This window comes from Streptomyces tibetensis (genome assembly GCF_007655005.1).
GTDB classification, from domain to species: domain Bacteria; phylum Actinomycetota; class Actinomycetes; order Streptomycetales; family Streptomycetaceae; genus Streptomyces; species Streptomyces tibetensis.
In genome coordinates this window covers 1-18,459 of record NZ_SZVW01000011.1, presented here as the reverse complement: position 1 = coordinate 18,459, position 18,459 = coordinate 1, and the positions used below count along the sequence as shown (strand labels likewise).

At 72.4% G+C, this 18,459-nt stretch carries 11 protein-coding genes; 5 read left to right on the top strand and 6 right to left on the bottom strand.

Going from position 1 to position 18,459, the window contains the following annotated elements; genetic code table 11:
- Window positions 1–66 precede the first annotated feature (66 nt).
- Entirely contained in the window at window positions 67–1,668 is a 1,602-nt protein-coding gene (locus FDO69_RS19415; protein ID WP_104781124.1) for an aspartate aminotransferase family protein, read from the bottom strand.
- A 189-nt stretch (window positions 1,669–1,857) separates the two neighbouring features.
- On the opposite strand from FDO69_RS19415, the gene FDO69_RS19410 reads away from it, so the two are divergent.
- On the top strand, window positions 1,858–2,403 hold the full coding sequence (locus tag FDO69_RS19410; RefSeq protein WP_104781123.1) for a flavin reductase family protein: 546 nt from the start codon (window positions 1,858–1,860) through the stop codon (window positions 2,401–2,403).
- 120 nt (window positions 2,404–2,523) lie between these two features.
- Here the strand turns inward: FDO69_RS19410 and FDO69_RS19405 are convergent, their stop codons facing one another.
- The 5 genes from FDO69_RS19405 to FDO69_RS19385 form a co-directional block, all read right to left on the bottom strand.
- Complete coding sequence (locus FDO69_RS19405; protein ID WP_167526643.1) at window positions 2,524–3,726, bottom strand: acyl-CoA dehydrogenase family protein; 1,203 nt, start codon at window positions 3,724–3,726, stop codon at window positions 2,524–2,526.
- A 58-nt stretch (window positions 3,727–3,784) separates the two neighbouring features.
- Window positions 3,785–4,231 carry a YybH family protein gene (locus FDO69_RS19400; protein WP_104781121.1) on the bottom strand — a complete coding sequence of 149 codons (447 nt, stop codon included), beginning with the start codon at window positions 4,229–4,231 and terminating at the stop codon, window positions 3,785–3,787.
- A 47-nt stretch (window positions 4,232–4,278) separates the two neighbouring features.
- On the bottom strand, window positions 4,279–5,703 hold the full coding sequence (locus FDO69_RS19395) for a flavin monoamine oxidase family protein (protein ID WP_234388002.1): 1,425 nt from the start codon (window positions 5,701–5,703) through the stop codon (window positions 4,279–4,281).
- Between the two features lie 132 nt (window positions 5,704–5,835).
- The gene (locus FDO69_RS19390; protein ID WP_104781119.1) at window positions 5,836–6,216 is read right to left on the bottom strand and encodes a YybH family protein; all 381 of its coding nucleotides are present in this window, start codon (window positions 6,214–6,216) and stop codon (window positions 5,836–5,838) included.
- 293 nt (window positions 6,217–6,509) lie between these two features.
- On the bottom strand, window positions 6,510–7,097 hold the full coding sequence (locus FDO69_RS19385) for a maleylpyruvate isomerase N-terminal domain-containing protein (RefSeq protein ID WP_104781328.1): 588 nt from the start codon (window positions 7,095–7,097) through the stop codon (window positions 6,510–6,512).
- Window positions 7,098–7,343: 246 nt separating this feature from the next.
- Here FDO69_RS19385 and FDO69_RS19380 point away from each other — a divergent pair, with 246 nt between their 5' ends.
- From FDO69_RS19380 to FDO69_RS19365, 4 genes are all read left to right on the top strand, one after another.
- Window positions 7,344–8,519 (top strand): acyl-CoA dehydrogenase family protein, encoded by a 1,176-nt coding sequence (locus FDO69_RS19380; protein ID WP_104781118.1) that lies wholly within the window; start codon window positions 7,344–7,346, stop codon window positions 8,517–8,519.
- A 90-nt stretch (window positions 8,520–8,609) separates the two neighbouring features.
- Window positions 8,610–9,497, top strand: a complete 888-nt coding sequence (locus tag FDO69_RS19375; RefSeq protein WP_104781117.1) for an NAD(P)-dependent oxidoreductase — start codon at window positions 8,610–8,612, stop codon at window positions 9,495–9,497.
- 195 nt (window positions 9,498–9,692) lie between these two features.
- Window positions 9,693–11,117 carry a flavin monoamine oxidase family protein gene (locus tag FDO69_RS19370; RefSeq protein ID WP_104781116.1) on the top strand — a complete coding sequence of 475 codons (1,425 nt, stop codon included), beginning with the start codon at window positions 9,693–9,695 and terminating at the stop codon, window positions 11,115–11,117.
- 226 nt (window positions 11,118–11,343) lie between these two features.
- The coding region (locus FDO69_RS19365; RefSeq protein WP_138430123.1) for a type I polyketide synthase at window positions 11,344–18,459 on the top strand (7,116 nt) is incomplete at its 3' end.

Sequence of the window (18,459 nt, the reverse complement as noted above, 5' to 3'; positions counted from 1 at the left end):
GCACCCGGCCGGAGTGTGTGCCCCGGGAGTCCGCCGGTGGGGGGAGACGGCGGACCCGGGGGTGGATCAGCGGCCCGCGTCGGTGAGTTCGGCGCCGGCCTGCTTGCGCAACAGTGTGCACACGTCGTGCAGCCCTGCGTACAGCTGTTCCAGTTCGGCGTCTGTGACAAAAATCGAGGGTTCAAAACGCAACGTGCCGACCGCGCTGGCCGTCGGGAACGTCCGGACCCGGTGCCGGCGCAGCAGATGGCCCGCCAGGAAGTAGCCGAACAGGCCGCTCTGCGCGATCTGCCGCAGTTCCGGTGAGGAGGCGTCGGACTGGTCGTGGAATTCCAGGCCCTGCATCAGCCCGTGCCCGCGTACGTCCGCCACCACGTCCGGGAATTCCGCCCGCAGCGCGTCGAGCTTCGCGCGCAGCGCCGCACCGCGCTCCTCGGCCTGCCGGTAGGCCGCGCCTCCGTCCCGCTCCAGCAGTTCGAGGACCTTCAGGGCGATGTGGCAGGAGAAGCTGTCCTTGGCGAAGGTCGAGCTGTGCACGATCTCGAAATCCCGGCGGTAGCGCTTTTCGCGCACCAGCATCACGGACGCCTTCGCGATGCCGCCCCCGAGGGTTTTGGCCAGGGTGTAGTAGTCACCGCGCAGGCCGGTCCGGGAGCTGGCGAGCAGGGCGCCGGTGCGGCCCATTCCGCTCTGGATCTCGTCGACGACGACGGGGCAGTCGATCCGGGCGCAGAACTCCTGGATCTCCCGGGCGAACTCGCGGGACAGAACGCGAATTCCGCCCTCCCCCTGAATGGGCTCGACGAGGAAGGCGCAGAACACGGGGAACTCGTGCTCCGTCACCGTGACCCTGCCGTTTCGCGTGCTCAGGCCGAGCAGTGTGCGGCGTTCACGCGCGTAGACCGCGTTCAGGTCCTCGGGGCTGTCGTGCGGGACGAACCGCGTCTGCGCGCCGAGGGACTTGAAGGGCAGCCGGTAGCCCTCGTTGTGGGTCAGCTGCACACTGCCGGCGAGCTTGCCGTGGAAGCCGCCCTCCAGGGCGAGGAACAGCGGTGGGGCAGCGGCGGTCTCGTCGTTGCGGCGTCTGATCGCCGCCTCCATCAGGCGGACGGTGTCGGTGCCGTCGGCGGCGAGGGCGACTCCGAGGCGAGCGGCCGCCTCCCCGTGGACGGTGGCGGACCCGTCGGCCACCGCGGCCCGCGCCCGGGCGAGTTCGGTGTCGACGGAGCCGAGCAGTTCGGACACGCGCATGCCCCGGTCCAGTTCGGCGTGCTTCACAGCGGCTTCCACCGCTTCCGCGCCACTGTTTCCGAAGATGGCGTAATAAGGCTCACCGTCGGCGAGTTCACGCGCGATGATGCGGTTCAGCTCGGCGGCCAGCCGGTTGGCGTACGGGTGGCGCGAGAACTGGGCGTGGACCGGTGTATGTTCGGCGAGCAGCTCGCGGGCGTGCGCGGTGATCTCGGGGTGGTGGTGGCCGAGGAGCACCGAGCCGTAACCGCCGGCGAAGTCCACGACCGGGAATTCGGTGCCGTCGTCGTCCCGTACGTACAGGGTGTTCCCCTCGGCGCGCACGTATTCCACCGCCAGTCCCGCGGTGTCGAGTACCTGGCGCAGATAGGGCTCGGCGAGTTCGCGTTCCGCGGCTGCGGCGGAGGTCTCAGTCATGTCCTCAGGGTCCGATGGGCGGGTAAACGTCCGGTCATTGAAAGGTCATCGGTGACGGTCGGTCACAGAAGGCCCACCGGTTACCCGCGCATGAAGGCACTGCGAGACGCCACGACTACGTTGATTGCGCCGGCTGCCCCTTTTCGTGCGGACGGCACAGACGTGTCCCGTGACCCATCGGAGAGTGGCATGAATTCCGCGTCCGCCGAACTCGATCACGCTGCCGTGCGTTCCGGGCCCCAACCGGTACGCCCGGACCGACTGCGCGGGGTGATGTCCCGTTTCGCCACCGGCGTCACGGTCCTCACCGTGGGCGGGGAGCACCTGCACGCCATGACGGCGAACGCCTTCAGCTCGGTCTCCCTCGACCCTCCGTCGGTGCTGTGCAGCGTCGGCCACAGCGCGGTCATGCACGGCGCGCTCACCGGGGCCGGGCGTTTCGCCGTGAACATACTCGGCGCCCACCAGGAGCCGCTCGCCCGGCACTTCGCCGACAAGAGCCGCACGCTGGGCGCCGCCCAGTTCGAGCACGTCGACTGGCGCACCGGCGAGCACACGGGCGCGCCGCTGCTCGACGACTGTGTGGCGTGGCTGGAGTGCGAGCTGACCGAGTCGCACGCGTTCGGCGACCACACCATCTTCATCGGCACCGTGCTGGCGGCGGGCGAGGGCACGAGCTGTGACGAGCTGCTCTTCGTCAACGGCCGCTTCGGCAAGCCGGCCACCGTCTCCTGACGCGGGTCCGGCCTCCGCCGGTCCGGCGGGCACGGCTGGGACACGGCAGGGCGGCACCACCCGTCGGTGGTGCCGCCCTGCCGTATGTCGTGGCCTCCCGCCGCCGCGGGAGGCCGGCCGTCACAGGAAGTACGTGCCCGGGTCCATGCCGACCAGGACCCGTCCCTGGACCTCCAGGTTGGCGTCCCGCTGGACCAGGGCGTGCAGCGCGAAGCCCTGGATGTCGCGGTGGAACCGCTGCAGGGCGACCTCGCGCCGGATGACCGAGCCGCCGCTCGCCTCGTACAGCACCTCCACGGCCTCCTTGGCGAGCTGCGCCGCGTACGCCGTCCGGCCGCGGATCACGGCCTTCTGCTCGTCGGTGGGCTGTTCGCCGGCGTCGGCCCGGGACTGGAGGACCTCCAGCCACAGGTCCGCCAGGGCCTCGGCGGCGTCGATCTTGTTGGCGGCCGTGGCGACCTGGATCTGTGTGAGCGGGTGCAGCTTCTGGTCGGTCCAGTCGGTGTAGGTGATGCCGCGGCCGGGCAGGCGCTCCAGGAACAGCTCGTAGGCGCCGCGCGCGATGCCGGTGAACGCGGCGGCGACGCCGGAGAGGACGTACCCGAGCAGGCCGTAGTTGCGGCCGGTGGCGCCGGTGTTCTCGCGGTCGCCGGTCGCGCTGACCATCGCCTCCTCCAGGGAGACCACGCGGTGGGCGGGCACGAACACGTCCTCGGCGGTGGTGGTGCAGCTGCCGGTGGCGGCTCCCGCGCTGACGTGCCAGTCGTCGGTGACCTCCAGCTCGGAGACCGGGACCAGCGCGACGAGTTCCTCGTGGCTGCCGTCGGGGCGCTCCACCATCGCGGCGAGCAGGTCCCAGTCGGCCCCCCGGACACCGGAGTTGTAGCCCCAGGTGCCGTTGAGGCGGTAACCGCCCTCGACGGGGGTGAGGGTGCCGGTCGGGGCGAAGACGATGGACACCCGGGTGTTGCCGCCTTCGAACACCTCCTTCTGCGCCCGGTCGGGGTAGAGGGAGGCGCACCAGGTGCTGGTGAGCCACACCATGGTCAGCCAGCCGGTGGACGGGCAGCCGCGGGCCACCTCGGCGATGACCTTGAACTGGTCGGCGACGCCGAGGTCGAGCCCTCCGTGCGCGCGGGGTACGGCGGCGCGGAACACCCCGGCCTTGTCCAGCAGCCGGATGTTCTCGTCGGGGATCCAACGCCGTTCCTCCGCGTCCGCGCCGTTCGCGCGCAGCGTGGGGACGGCATCGCGTACGGCGTCCAGCACGGACGCCAGGTCTTGCTGATCGGTCACTGTCTCTCCGTCGTTTCGTCGGGCCATCTGGGGTTTTCCGGCACGGCGGAGCCCCCCTGGCGCACCAGGGGGGCTCCCGGGCGCGCTAGTCGGCGACGAGACCGGTCGCGGCCACCGGGCGGTCGATGGCCATCAGCCAGCGGCCGTCCTCGGTCTTGCGGAGCACGTCGGTGCAGACGCCCTCCAGCCGGACCGGCTCACCGTCGGGGCCGGTGGTGTCGATGGCGTACTCGACCCCGATCAGCGCCACGTCGCCGGCGACGTACGAGTGGGTGACGCTCGCCTCGAGGGTCGGCTTCGAGGCCAGGAACTCCTTGAAGAACGCCAGCCGGTCGGCACCCGTCAGGGGCTCGCCCGAGAAGTTCGACACGGAGTCGTCGAGGTAGAGGCGGTTGAACAGCTCGCCGTCACCCGAGTTGAAGACCTGGATGAAGATCTCGTTCTGGATGTCGGTGTCGGCGGTGAGGTCGGGGCGTTCCGGGTCGAAGGGGACGGTGAAGGACGTGGCTGACGTGGCCGGCGTTGCTGACATGGGGATGCGGTTCCCTTCCGGGGGGTGGGTGGGTGATGCCTCGGTGGTCATTCCTCGCCCGCTGCCTGCCGGGCGGCACGCAGACCGGACTCGATGGCGCCGTCGATGTAGCCGCTCCAGCCGTTGGCTATGTCGCCGCTGGCGAAGGAGAGCCGCCCGCTGGTGTAGGTGACCTCCGGGTAGAGCGTGGTGAGCTGCTTCGGCTTGCGGAACGCCCAGCCGCCGCGCGCGTAGGGGTCACGGCCCCAGTCGTGCGCCTTGACGCCGATGATGTCCAGGTTCACGCCGAGCTGCTGCACGGCCTTCTTCACCTGGGCGGTGTTCGTCGGGTCGAGCGTGGGATCGGTGCTGAAGGCGACGTAGAGCATGCCGTCGGAGGTTTCCTTGAACGGCAGCAGCATGGGGATCGCGGAACCGCCCTCGGCGCCCTGGCCGTAGACCCGGCCGGCTCCCTTGCGGGCGTGGATCCACAGCTTCACCGCGTTGGCGACGGCGATGCCCTGGCTGGTCGCGGTGGTGAGCGCCGGGGGCAGGGACGGGCTGAACTTGACCGTGCTCAGGGCGTTGACCGGCATCGCGACGACGACCGCGCCGGCGCTGTAGCGGGTGCCGGAGGTGGTGGTGACGTACACCAGCGACCCGGTGTCGTTCACCGAGGCGACCGGCGAGCTGAGCTTGATCGTCGGCTTGGCCTCGTCGACCATCGCCTGGAGCAGGGCCTTGGTGCCCTTGGCGATGCGCCAGCGCATGGTGTCGTTCCAGCCCGCGTTGGTGTGGCCGGCCAGGGCCCACCAGTGGGCGAACATGGTGAAGGCACCGGCTGTGCTCGCGCCGCCGGCGTAGACCGCCGTCTGCCCGTTGACGAGGAGTTCCTCCTCGCGCGTGAGGGCGAGCTGGGTCAGGCGGTCGCGCAGCGTGAGCTTGTCCAGGCTCTGCAGCAGGTCGGCCCGGTGCAGGGGCTGGAACGGCTTGTCGAAGTACGTCCGCGTACCGTCGAACATGCGCTCGAAGACGGTGCCCATCCGGCCGAACCCGTCCTCGGGCGTGAACTGCCGCGGGCCGCTCGGCGTCGGCAGCCACGTGGTCGAGATCGGCTCGTCCTCCTCCAGTGCCAGCTTGTAGCGGGTGAGTTCGGCGCCGAGGTAGGGCTGGGTCGGCTCGACCCAGGTCCCGCCGCGCTCGATCAGCTGGCCGCCGTAGGTGTCCGTCCAGGTGCGGCCGCCGATGCGGTCGCGGGCCTCCAGGACGAGCACCCGCTTGCCGCGGGCGCGCAGTTCGCGGGCCGCGGTGATGCCGGCGAAGCCCGCGCCGATGACGATGACGTCCCAGTCCGCCGCGGCGCCGCGGGCGGCGGCCGAGGCGGCAGGGGCGAGCGGGGCGAGGGCGGGTACCGTGACGGCGGCCGCCCCGGCCGCCTTGAGCAGGGTGCGGCGCGTCGGCCGCCGCCCGCCGATGGGTCCGGTGCTGTGCATGGTGCTGTGTGTCCCCCGTGTACTCGGTGCGGGCCCGCCGTGCGGAACCGGCATCTCACTCATGGGCCAAGGTGTTTGCGGTGCTGCGGTGCTGCGGTGCTGCGGTGCTGCGTGCCGCGGCGCTCGCGCCGGTCAGCTCGCCTGGCCGTACGGGTCGTCGATGGCGTAGCGCCACACCCCGTCCTCGCCCCGGGTCAGCACGTCCACCCCGACGCCGGCCAGGTGGTCGGTGGTGCCGTCGGCGCCGGGGATGTCGATCGTCCAGTCGACGATCATCAGCGCGGTCTCGCCGGTCACGAACACCTGCCGGGGCTTGGCCGCCATGCGCGGCCCGGCCAGCAGGAATTCGCGCTGGTACTTCCGGCGTTCGTCACCGCTGAGCGGCTTGCCCGGTTCCCAGACGGCGACCGCGTCGGCGGTGTAGAACTTCTCGACCGTCTCGTAGTCGCCGGCGTTGACGGCCTCGACGTAGCGGGCGGTGTGGTTTTCCAGTTCCGCGACGATCTCGGACATGGCGGAAATCGACCTGCCTTCTTGGCTGGAGAGACGTTTGAGGGGAACGTTCAGGAGAAAGGAACGTTCCACGCGGTGCTGCACGGGCAGTGCGGTTGCCCGTGCATTTCCGTGGCCGACACTATTCGGGCGTGTTCAACGTTCCAGCCACGCTGCGGTAATGCCGTGGTCTCCCGGCGGGCGGGGGCGACATGACAGTGCCGCCGGGCGACTGTGTGAGTCGCCCGACGGCACGTGATCCGGTGAGCGGGGAGGGGCGGCGGCGGCCTCGCGCCCCGGTCCTGCGGACGGCCTCAGGCCTGGCGCACCCGGCCGTCCCAGCGCCAGGCGCCGCGGCGCGGCAGCCCGGGCAGCGCGGCGCGCCCGGTGCACCACAGCAGCGTCTCGGCGGGGGAGTGACCGGTGGGCGCGTCGGGGAAGAGCCGCTCGACCACCGGCGCCGCCAGGGCGTCCGACGGCGTGTACTCCACGCCTACCGCCTGCGCGATGTCCCGCCCGTGGACGACGAGTTCGAGCACACCCATCGCGGCGAAGCCGGCCGCGTCGGAGTGGCCGTACGGGTGCCAGGCGCGGACGTCCGGCGGGGTGTCGCGGACGGTGCCGGCGAGCAGCGTGCCGGCGATCCGGATGCCCTCCAGGGCGGCCGGCACCGGCGCGTGGCCGTCGATCGAGGAGAACAGGGTGATGTAGCGGTCGGTGGGGCGGGCGATGAGCAGACCCGCGTACCCCACCACTCCGAGCGCGATGTGCGAAAGGGTCTCCCGACAGCTCCAGTCCAGATCACCCGCCTTTCCGCGCCAGTCCTGATCGGCTCCCTTTTCCAGTGCCGAGGTCGTGTCCTCGGCCGCCGTACGTACGAGTTCGGGCCATGAAAGAGTCATGCTGGGATGGTCCCACACAGGCCTTTGCGAGAACCGCCCGATCATTTCCCGGTCAGTGCCCGGTAATTGTTGGGTAATTGTGCGTCAGATCGCCTCCGGTTTCCGGAGGTGCGGCAGTGATGACCGGGCGATGAGTGTGCTCTTACTCATTTCTCCGAGCCCTTCGTTAAGGTTTTGAACTGCCGGGGAGCGTTGGGTTCTCGCGCCTCTCGACCGGCAGTAGGAATCACAATCGAGGAGCCGGAAATGGCCACGAACGACGACCTGGCAGCCGTACTGGAAGCCGTGGACAGCATCGTCCCGACCCTGCGCGAGAACGGCCGCGCCGCCGAGGACCGCGGCTGGCTGCTGGACGAGAGCATCGAACTCCTGGAGAAGGCCGGGGTGTTCCGCATGGCCGTGCCGCGCCGGTTCGGCGGGCTCGACCTGCCGCTCGCCGACCAGGCCCGGGTCATCGCCGAGATCGGCCGCGGCTGCCCGGCCGCCGCCTGGGTGACGATGGTGTGGGTGACGAGCACCTGGACGGCGACGCTCTACCCCGACCGGGCCCAGGAGGAGGTCTTCGCGTCCGGCTCCGTCAAGATCTCCAGCGCGTTCGCGCCGACCGGTGTCGCGGTCCCCGTCGAGGGCGGTTACCGCCTCAACGGCACCTGGAAGTTCAACACCGGCTGCAAGGGCGCCGACTGGGACTTCACGGCGGCGATGGTGCGCAACCCGGACGGCACCGAGGGCGAGATCATGGCACTCGTCCCGATGTCGGACCTCAAGGTCGTCGACGACTGGGACGTCTCGGCCGGAGCCGCCACCGGCAGCGCCACCGCGGTCGCCGAGGACGTCTTCGTGCCGGCCCACCACGCCGTGTCCTTCGAGGAGGTCATGGTCAGCGCGACCGGCGACCGCTCCAACATGGGCGCCACCGGCCGCAACTACGGCCTGCTCAGCTTCGTCATGGCCGAGTGCGCCGCCGTGTTCATCGGCATCGCCCGCGGCGCCTACGAGCTGTTCCTGGAGCGCCTGCCCGGACGCGGCATCACCTACACCGACTGGACCGACCAGAAGCTGCACCCGCTCACGCAGATCCAGGTCGCCACGGCCGCCAACAAGATCGACGCCGCCGAGGCCCTGTCGACCCGCTGGCTCACCCTCCTCCAGGAGCGCGCCGACGCCGGCGAGCAGCCCACCGACGAGGAGAAGGCCATCGTGCGCGGCCAGACCGGCTTCGCCGCCCAACTGGCCAAGGAAGCCGTGGAGATCCTCCACAACGCCAGCGGCGGCTCCGTCATCCGGCGCGACGTCCACCTGCAGCGTTTCCACCGCGACATCCAGGGCTTCTCGCTGCACGCGCTCGCCAACGCCGACGTCAACCTCGAACTCCAGGGCCGCGTCCTGGTCGGCCTGGAGCCCGGCACCGTCTTCCTCTGAGTCGACGCCCCCCGGACCGCCCCCCTTTACCGGCGCACCCAGCGTGTCGGTTCGCTCAGCACACCACTTTCGTACTGGAGGAACACATTCATGGGTGACAACCACACCTCGGTGTCGGTGCTCGGCCTCGGCCTGATGGGGCAGGCCCTGGCCGCCGCCTTCCTGAAGGCGGGCCACGCCACCACCGTGTGGAACCGCTCGGCGGACAAGGCCGACGGCCTCGTCAAGGACGGCGCCGTCCTCGCCGCGAAGCCCGCCGACGCCGTCGCCGCGAGCGACCTGGTCGTCGTGTGCGTGTCGACGTACGACGTGGTGCACGACGTCATCGGCTCGCTCGGCGACGCCCTGCGCGGCAAGACCGTGGTCAACCTGACCACGGGCTCCTCCGAGCAGGCCCGGCAGACCGCCGAGTGGGCGGAGAAGAACGGCGCCAAGTACCTCGACGGCGCCATCATGATCACCCCGCCCGGTATCGGCGCCGAGACCTCCGTCCTCTTCTACGCCGGTGACCAGGCCGTGTTCGACGCCCACGAGCCCGTGCTGAAGCTCCTCGGCGGCGGCACCACCTACCTCGGCACCGACCACGGCAAGCCCGCCCTGTTCGACGTGTCGCTGCTCGGCCTGATGTGGGGCGCCCTCAACAGCTTCCTGCACGGTGTGGCCATCGTGGAGACCGGCGGCGTCAAGGCGCAGGAGTTCCTGCCGTGGGCCCACATGTGGCTCGACGCCATCAAGATGTTCACGGCCGACTACGCCGCGCAGATCGACGCCGGCGACGAGAAGTTCCCGGCCAACGACGCCACCCTGGAGACGCACCTGGGCGCGCTCAAGCACCTCGTCGAGGAGTCCGAGGCACTCGGCGTCGACACCGAACTGCCCAAGTACTCCGAGGCGCTGATGGAGGGCATCATCGCCCAGGGCCACGCCAAGAACAGCTACGCCAGCGTCGTGAAGGCATACCGCCGCCCGAACAAGTGAGCACCGGGCCCGGTATTCGCTTCACCCCCTGACGAAGGGGCCGGTTCCGAATCCCCCGTCGGAACCGGCCCCTTCCCCATGCCCGAAACTTTGGCGTCCCGGAATCGGATACGCCCCCTCTTCCTTCATGTCGCGTCCGTCGATTCCGTGCGCTTTCCGTCCCGCAATTCCCGCTCTTCGCGAAAGGTGTGTTCCATGACCGAGAACGGCGACAGCACGACCCCCCGCGCCCACGGACGCGTCAGCAGAAGAACCGTCCTCAAGGCGGCGGGCGCCTCCGCGCTCGCCGCGGGTGCCGTCACCGCGACGGCGTCCTCCTCCGCCGCGGCGGACGGCAAGCCCTACGACGCCATCGTGGTCGGCGCCGGGTACGCGGGCGGCACCGTCGCCCGCGAGCTGGGCGCCCGCGGTATGAAGGTCCTGGTCCTGGAGGCCCGCGGCCGGATCGGCGGCCGCATCGAACCCGGCACGCTGGCCGGGCAGCACATCGAACTGGGCGGCGGCTGGTTCGGCCCCGGCCAGGACCTGGTCGCCCGCGAACTGAAGCGCTACTCGCTCACCACCACCGAGGACGTGCACGCCACCCGCATGGTGATGCCCGGCCCGAACGGCTACACCAGCCACTCCCCGCAGGAGGCCGGCGCCCGCCTCAACACCCTCTTCGCGGACTTCTACGCCGGTTCCGAGCAGTACTTCGAGCGGCCCTACGAGCCCCTGCACCGCAAGGACCTGCTGGCGTCCGTGGACCGCCTCTCGCTCGCCGACCGCATTGCCCAACTCCAGCTGAGAGGCGTCGACCACGACTGGGTGAGCGGCGCCACCTCGGTGTTCGCCGGCGGCAACCGCACCGGCTCCCTCACCGGCCTCGCCCAGTGGTACCAGCTCGCCGGCGGCACCTACGACAAGTTCCTGTCGGCGATGAGCGAGCTGCCCGAGGGCGGCATGATCTCCGTCCTGGAGCGGATGCTGGGCGAGTCCGGCGCGACCGTCAGCCTCAACTCGCCGGTCACCGCCATCCGGGAGCGCGGCGGCCTCACCCACGTCGAGGTCCGCGGCGGCCGGGTCTACCAGGCCCCGGTGGTGGTGCTCGCCACGCCCGTCAACATGTGGTCCACGCTCACCTTCGAGCCGGGCCTGCCCAAGGTGTACGCCGACGCCGCCCGCGAGGGCATCGGCGTCCCGCACGCCACCAAGCTGTGGCTGCGTGTGCGGGGCACCTCCGAGGCGGTGTCCGCCCAGGCTCCGGAGGGCGCCCCCATCCTGCTGCTGATCCCGCAGAAGCAACTGCCCGACGGCCGTGTCTTCGTCGCGTTCACCGGGCCCGCCCTCGACGTGTCCGACCCGCAGGCGGTGCGCGCGGCCGTGCGCGGACTGCTGCCGGAGGCCAGGGTCGTCGAGTACCGGGCGAAGGAGTGGCACAAGGACCCGTACGCGCGCGGCGGCTGGGGCCTGCGCCGGCCGGGACAGCTCCTGCGTCAGCTGCCGGACATCCAGCAGCCGTTCGGCCGCATCGTCTTCGCGGGCGGTGACATAGCGAGCGGCTGGAACGGGGCCTTCGTCGAAGGCGCCCTGGAGTCCGGCTTCCGCGCCGCGGAACAGGCCGCGAGCCTCGCGGGCTGACCGACGGCAGCGCCATGACCGGGCGGTGTGAAACGGGGAGTGCGGTCCCCGTCCACCGCCCGGTCATGGCGCCTTCTCCTTTTCCCCCTCCTTTTCGTCCGCACCGAATTACCGAAGCGAGGCCGGACACTGAGAGGGGGGAGAGACCCCCCTGCCTACGATCGGGCCGAACATTCCCCCACTCAGCAGTCTTGCGGTAATTCGGCCGAAAGGGCAGTCGAGCGCGATGACGAATCAGCACCAGTCCGAATCGATCGGGACGCGCCGTGCACGGAGCGAGGAAATCGCCGTCGTCGGCCTTTCCTGCCGTCTGCCCGGAGCCGGCGACCCCGAGGCCTTCTGGGAGCTGCTGAGCACCGGCCGCTCCGCCATCACCCCGGCCCCGGCGGACCGCCTGAAGCCCGCGGCCTTTGGCGAGGCCGCGCCCGAGGGCACCGGACCCGGCCTGCGCCACGGGGGCTTCCTGGAAAGCGTCGACACCTTCGACGCCGGCTTCTTCGGCATCGCCCCGCGCGAGGCCCGCGTCATGGACCCGCAACAGCGCCTCGTGCTCGAACTGGCCTGGGAGGCGCTGGAGAACGCCGGGATCGTCCCGGCCACCCTGCGCGGCAGCCGCACCGCCGTCTTCGTCGGCACCCTGCGCGACGACTACGCGGCGCTGCTCTACCAGCACGGCGCCCGTGCCGTCACCCAGCACACCATGACCGGCGTCAACCGCGGCGTCATCGCCAACCGCGTCTCCTACCACCTCGGGCTGCGCGGCCCCAGCCTCACCGTCGACTCGGCCCAGTCGTCCTCGCTGGTCGCCGTGCACCTGGCGTGCGAGTCGCTGCGCACCGGCGAGTCCGACGCGGCCATCGTCGCCGGGGTCAACCTCAACATCCTCGCCGAGGCCGCGGTGGCCGGAGAGCGCTTCGGCGGCCTGTCTCCCGACGGCACCACCTACGCCTTCGACGCCCGCGCCAACGGCTTCGTACGCGGCGAGGGCGGCGGCGCCGTCGTCCTCAAGCCGCTGTCCCGGGCCCTCGCGGACGGCGACGACGTCCTCGGCGTCATCCACGCCAGCGCCGTCAACAACGACGGATCCACCCCCGGACTGACCGTGCCCGGCCAGGAGACCCAGGAGCGGGTCCTGCGCGAGGCGTACGAACGCGGCGGCCTCGACCCCGACGCCGTCCAGTACGTCGAACTGCACGGCACCGGCACGCCGGTCGGCGACCCCGTCGAGGCCGCCGCACTGGGCGCGGTGCTGGGCACGGCCCGCTCTGTCGCCGGACCGCTGCGCGTCGGGTCCGCGAAGACCAACGTGGGCCACCTGGAGGGCGCCGCCGGCATCGTCGGCCTGATCAAGACCCTGCTGGCCCTGCGCCACCGCCGGCTGCCCGCCAGCCTCAACTTCGACACCCCGAACCCGGCGATCCCGCTTACCGAACTGGGCCTGGAGGTGCAGCGCGAGACCGGTGACTGGCCCGCACCCGACCGGACGCTGATCGCCGGGGTCTCCTCGTTCGGCATGGGCGGCACCAACGCCCACGTGGTGCTGGGCGAGGGACCGGCCACACCGGCACCGGCGGAGGCACCGGACGCGGACGATGCCCTGCTTCCCTGGGTCGTCTCCGGCCGCGACGCCGCCGCCCTCGCCGCACAGGCCGACCGGCTGCACGCCGCGGTGACCGCCGGACCCGAGCTCCGCCCCGAGGACATCGGCCACTCCCTGGCCACCACCCGCACCGTCTTCGACCACCGGGCCGTCGTCCTCGCCGACGACCGGTCCGGCATGGTCGCCGGCCTGACCGCCCTGGCGGGGGGCCGCGCCGCCGCGCAGGTCGTCACCGGAGCCGTCCGCCCCGGTACGACGGCGTTCCTGTTCACCGGGCAGGGCGCACAACGGGCCGGCATGGGCCGCGAACTGCGCGACGCCTTCCCGGTGTTCCGCGCCGCCTTCGACGAGGTGTGCCGGGCCTTCGCCCCGCTGCTGGAGCGGCCCCTCGCCGAGGTGGTGGACTCGGGGACCGGCCTGGACGACACCGCCTGGACCCAGCCCGCTCTGTTCGCCGTCGAGGTCGCCCTGTACCGCCTCGTCACCTCCTGGGGCGTCACCCCCGGCCACGTGGCCGGGCACTCCATCGGGGAGATCGCGGCCGCCCACGTCGCGGGCGTGCTGTCCCTCGACGACGCCGCCCGGCTGGTCGCCGCCCGGGGCCGCCTGATGCAGGAACTGCCGGCCGGCGGCGCCATGATCGCCGTCGAGGCCACCGAGGACGAGGTGCTGCCCCTGCTCGCCGCGCAGGACGGGCCGGTGGCCGTCGCCGCCGTCAACGGACCGCGCGCGATCGTGCTGTCCGGCGCGCTCGACAGCGTCACCGCCGTCGCGGAGCAGCTCGCCGCGCAGGGCCGCAAGACCCGCCGACTCACGGTCAGCCACGCCTTCCACTCGCCGCTCATGGACCCGATGCTGGAGCCCTTCCGTGCCGTCGTGGAGGAACTGACCTTCCACGAGCCGCGGATCCCGGCCGTGTCCACGGTCACCGGCACCGCCGTCGCACCGGGCGAGTGGACCTCGCCCGCCTACTGGGTCGAGCAGGTGCGCCGCCCGGTCCGCTTCCTCGACGCCGTACGCACCCTGGAGGAGCTGAGCGCCGCCACCCTGCTGGAACTGGGCCCCGACGGCGTCCTGACCGCGCTGGCCGCCGCGAGCGCCGGTGACACCGGGGCCACCGCGCCCGTCGCCACGCTCCGCGCCGGCCGCGCCGAGGTCCGCTCCCTCCTCACCGGCGTCGCCGCCGCGTTCGTCCGCGGCACGCCCGTCGACTGGGCGGCCGTGCACGCCGGCGGCCCGGGCCGCCGCGTCCCGCTCCCCACCTACGCCTTCCAGCGCGAGCGCCACTGGATCGACGGCCCGGCCGCCCCCGCCGCCCCCGCCGCGCAGGCGTCCGCGTCGGCCCTGTCAGAAGCCGGAACCACCGCCACACCCCCGGCCGCCCCGGCCCCGCACGCCGCCGACGCCACCGCCCTCGTGCTGGAGCGGGTCGCAGCCGTTCTGGAACACACCGACATCCGGCGCGTCGACCCGCACGCCGCGTTCAAGGACCTCGGCTTCGACTCCCTGATGACGGTAGAGCTGCGCGACCGACTCGCCACCGCCACCGGTCTCAAGCTGCCCAGCGGCCTGCTGTTCGACCATCCCACCCCGGCCGCCCTCATCGCTCACCTCACCACCCTCCTCACCGGCCCGGGCACCGCCGAAGCCACCGAGGACCGTCCGGCCGGCACCGCCGACACGGCGCACGAGCCCATCGCCATCGTCGGTATGGCCTGCCGCTACCCGGGCGGCGTCACCTCGCCCGAGGAACTGTGGAACCTGGTCGCGAACGGCCGGGACGCCATATCCGGCTTCCCCGGCGACCGGGGCTGGGACGCGGACCTCTACGACGCCGACCCCACGCACGGCGGTCACAGCACCGTCCGCGAGGGCGGCTTCCTGCACGACGCCGCCCTGTTCGACAACGAGTTCTTCGGGATCTCGCCCCGCGAGGCCCTGGCCATGGACCCGCAGCAGCGCCTCCTCCTGGAGACCGCCTGGGAGGCCGTCGAACGGGCCGGCCTGGACGCCGCCGCCCTCAAGGGCAGCCGCACCGGCGTGTTCGTGGGCGCCACCACCCTCGACTACGGGCCCCGGATGCACGAGGCCCCCGACACCGTCGAGGGACACCTCCTCACCGGCACCACCCCGAGCGTCATGTCCGGCCGCATCGCCTACCAGCTCGGACTGCTCGGCCCGGCCGTCACCGTCGACACGGCCTGCTCCTCCTCCCTGGTCGCCCTGCACATGGCGGTGCGCTCGCTGCGCACGGGCGAGACCAGCCTGGCCATCGCGGGCGGCGCGACCGTCATGTCGTCGCCCGGCATGTTCGTGGAGTTCTCCCGCCAGCGCGGCCTGGCCGCCGACGGACGCTCCAAGTCCTTCGCCGCGTCCGCCGACGGCACCTCCTGGGCCGAGGGCGTCGGCCTCCTGGTCGTCGAGCGCCTGTCGGACGCGATCCGCAACGGGCACCGGGTTCTGGCCGTCGTACGGGGCAGCGCCATCAACCAGGACGGCACCGGCAACGGCCTGACCGCCCCGGTCGGCCCCTCCCAGCAGCGCGTCATCCGCGACGCCCTGTCCGACGCCCGTCTGACGCCTGCCGAGGTGGACGCGGTGGAGGCGCACGGTACGGGTACGCGGCTGGGCGATCCGATCGAGGCGCAGGCGCTGCTGGCGACGTACGGGCAGGACCGCGAACAGCCGTTGTTCCTGGGTTCGTTGAAGTCGAACATCGGGCATGCCCAGGCGGCGGCCGGTGTCGGTGGTGTCATCACGATGGTGCAGGCGATGCGGCCCGGTGTGCTGCCGCGGACGTTGCACGTGGACGAGCCGTCGCCGTTCGTGGGGTGGGACACCGGCTCGGTGGAGCTGCTGACCGAGGAGCGTGAGTGGACCGCCAGGGACGGCGTGCCGCGTCGCGCGGGTGTCTCCTCCTTCGGCATCAGCGGGACCAACGCACACGTGCTGGTCGAGGAGTTCGTGCCCGCCGAGGAACCCGTCGAGCGACCGGAGCCGACCGGGCCCGTTCCGTTCGTGCTGTCCGCGCGGGACGATGCCGCGCTGCGCGCCCAGGCCCGGCGCCTGCACGACGTCGTCACCGAGCGCGGCACGCACCCCGCCGACCTCGGCGCGTCCCTCGCCCTCACCCGCACCGCCCTGCCGCACCGCGCCGTGGTCACCGCCACGGACACCGGCACGCTCCTCGCCGGACTCACCGCCCTGGCCGGGGGCGAGGAGAGCGCGCAGGTCGTCACCGGCAGCGCCGCCGGTTCGGGCCGCACCGCCTTCCTGTTCACCGGGCAGGGCGCCCAGCGCCCCGGCATGGGCCGCGAACTGCACGCCGCGTCCCCGGTGTTCGCGGCGGCCCTCGACGAGGTGTGCGCGGCCCTCGACGCACACCTCGAACTGCCGCTGCGCACGGTGATGTTCGCCGAAGCGGACACCGAGCCGGGCCGTCTGCTGCACCGCACCGCCTACACCCAGCCCGCCCTGTTCGCCGTGGAGGTCGCCCTGTTCCGGCTCCTCGCCCACCACGGCACCACACCGGACCTGCTCGCCGGGCACTCCATCGGCGAGCTCGCCGCGGCCCACGTGGCGGGCGTGCTGTCCCTCGCCGACGCGGCCCGGCTGGTCGCGGCCCGGGGCCGGCTCATGGAGGCGGCCCGGCCGGGCGGAACCATGATCGCCGTGGAGGCCACCGAAGCCGAGATCGCCGCCGATCTGGAGAAGGCGGCGGGCCGCCTCGACCTCGCCGCCCTCAACGCCCCCGACTCCCTGGTGATCTCGGGTGACGAGGACGCCGCCGAGCAGCTGGCCGCGCAGTGGCGCGCCCGGGGCCGCCGCACCCGCCGGCTCCAGGTCAGTCACGCCTTCCACTCACCGCACATGGACGGCGTCCTGGACGAGTTCCGCGCGATCGCCGAGAGCCTCACCTTCCACGCGCCGCGCATCCCGATCGTCTCCACGGTCACCGGCGAACTGGCCACCCCGGACGAGCTGACCTCGCCCGACTACTGGGCGCGGCAGATACGCCGGCCCGTGCGGTTCGTCGACGCGGCCCGGGCCCTGCACCGGCACGGCGCCACGGTGTTCGTCGAGACCGGCCCGGACGCCGTGCTCGCCCCGCTGACCCGGACCGCGCTGGCCGACGCGGACGCGGTCACCGTCCCGCTGCTGCGGGCCACCCGCCCCGAGGCCGAGACCTTCCTCGCCGGGATCGCCGCGGCCTGGACCGGCGGCGCACCGCTCGCCGCCGAGACCTTCCACCCCGGCGCCCACCTCGTCGACCTGCCGACGTACCCGTTCCAGCGCGAGCGCTACTGGCTTGCCCCCGAACGTCCGCTCGACGCCCGCGGCCTGGGCCTCGACCCGGCGGGGCATCCGCTCCTGCACGCCTCGATGGAACTGGCGGGCAGCGACGGGCTCGTCCTCACCGGCCGCCTCGCCGTGGCCGACCAGCCCTGGCTCGCCGATCACACCATCACCGGCGCGGTCCTCGTGCCCGCCACGGCGTTCCTGGAACTGGCCCTGGCCGCCGCGGGCAGCCTGGGCTTCGACCAGATCGACGAACTGACCCTGGAAGCACCCTTGGAACTGCCGGAGCAGGGCGCCGTGCGCGTGCAGGTCGCCGTCGGCGCACCGGACGCCTCCGGCAGCCGGCCCGTGGAGATCCACGCCTGCCCGGACAGCGGCCCGGATGCCGAGCAGCTGTGGACCCGGCACGCCTCCGGCACCCTCGGCGGCACCCCGGCGGCCGGCCCCGACCTGCCTCAGTGGCAGCAGGCCGCCGCCGACGTCGACCTGCGTCAGTGGCCGCCGGCCGGCGCCGACGAGATGCCGCTGGACGACGCCTACGAACGCCTGGCCGCACTCGGTTACGCCTACGGCCCGGCCTTCCAGGGCCTGACGGGCCTGTGGCGCACGGCCGACGCGCTGTACGCCGAGGTCGCCCTGCCCGACCCGCACAAGAGCGGCGCCGACCGGTTCGGACTGCACCCCGCCCTCTTCGACGCGCTCCTGCACCCGGTGGTGCTGCACGCCGCCGGGGACGACACCGCCGAGGACACCATCCGGCTGCCCTTCTCCTGGTCCGGCGCCTCCCTGCACGCAGGTGGCGCCGACACCCTGCGGGTGCGGATCGAGCCCACCGGGTCGGGCACCTACGCGCTGCACGCCGCGGACGCCGTCGGCGCACCCGTCATGAGCGTGGAGTCCCTCGCCCTGCGCCCGGTCGCCAAGGACCGGCTGCGCTCCGCGTCACGGCTCCACGACGCCCTGTACGCCGTGGAATGGGCGCCGGTCACGGCACCCGTGGGTGAGACCCCCTCCATCGTGGAGGCCTCCGACCTCACGCAGGTGGACGCCACGGCCGACGTGGTGCTCGTACGTGCCCCCGCCGCTGACCGGCCGGCCGACGTGGTGCTCGTTCGCGCCACCGCCGGTGACGGACCGGCCGACGTGGTGGCCCATGCCCATCACACGGCGGACGTCTTCCTGCGCCTGGTGCAGGACTTCCTCGCCGACGAGCGCCTGACCGACGCGCGCCTCGCGGTGCTCACCTCGGGGGCCGTCGCCGCCGCCCCCGGCGACCTCGTCCCCGAGCCGGCCCAGGCCCCGCTGTGGGGCCTGCTGCGCAGCGTGCAGTCCGAGCATCCGGACCGGGTGGTCCTCATCGACGCCGACACGGCCACCGACGACCGGCTCCTCACGGCCGCCGTTGCTTCGGGTGAGGCGCAGGTGGCGGTGCGGTCGGGTGGG

Bases quoted from the DNA above. Each gene is read 5' to 3' on its own strand.
- FDO69_RS19415 (WP_104781124.1), bottom strand. From the start codon at position 1,668: ATGACTGAGACCTCCGCCGCAGCCGCGGAACGCGAACTCGCCGAGCCC.
- FDO69_RS19375 (WP_104781117.1), top strand. From the start codon at position 8,610: ATGGGTGACAACCACACCTCGGTGTCGGTGCTCGGCCTCGGCCTGATG.
- FDO69_RS19370 (WP_104781116.1), top strand. From the start codon at position 9,693: ATGACCGAGAACGGCGACAGCACGACCCCCCGCGCCCACGGACGCGTC.
- FDO69_RS19405 (WP_167526643.1), bottom strand. From the start codon at position 3,726: ATGGCCCGACGAAACGACGGAGAGACAGTGACCGATCAGCAAGACCTG.
- FDO69_RS19400 (WP_104781121.1), bottom strand. From the start codon at position 4,231: ATGTCAGCAACGCCGGCCACGTCAGCCACGTCCTTCACCGTCCCCTTC.
- FDO69_RS19385 (WP_104781328.1), bottom strand. From the start codon at position 7,097: ATGACTCTTTCATGGCCCGAACTCGTACGTACGGCGGCCGAGGACACG.
- FDO69_RS19395 (WP_234388002.1), bottom strand. From the start codon at position 5,703: ATGCACAGCACCGGACCCATCGGCGGGCGGCGGCCGACGCGCCGCACC.
- FDO69_RS19390 (WP_104781119.1), bottom strand. From the start codon at position 6,216: ATGTCCGAGATCGTCGCGGAACTGGAAAACCACACCGCCCGCTACGTC.
- FDO69_RS19410 (WP_104781123.1), top strand. From the start codon at position 1,858: ATGAATTCCGCGTCCGCCGAACTCGATCACGCTGCCGTGCGTTCCGGG.
- FDO69_RS19380 (WP_104781118.1), top strand. From the start codon at position 7,344: ATGGCCACGAACGACGACCTGGCAGCCGTACTGGAAGCCGTGGACAGC.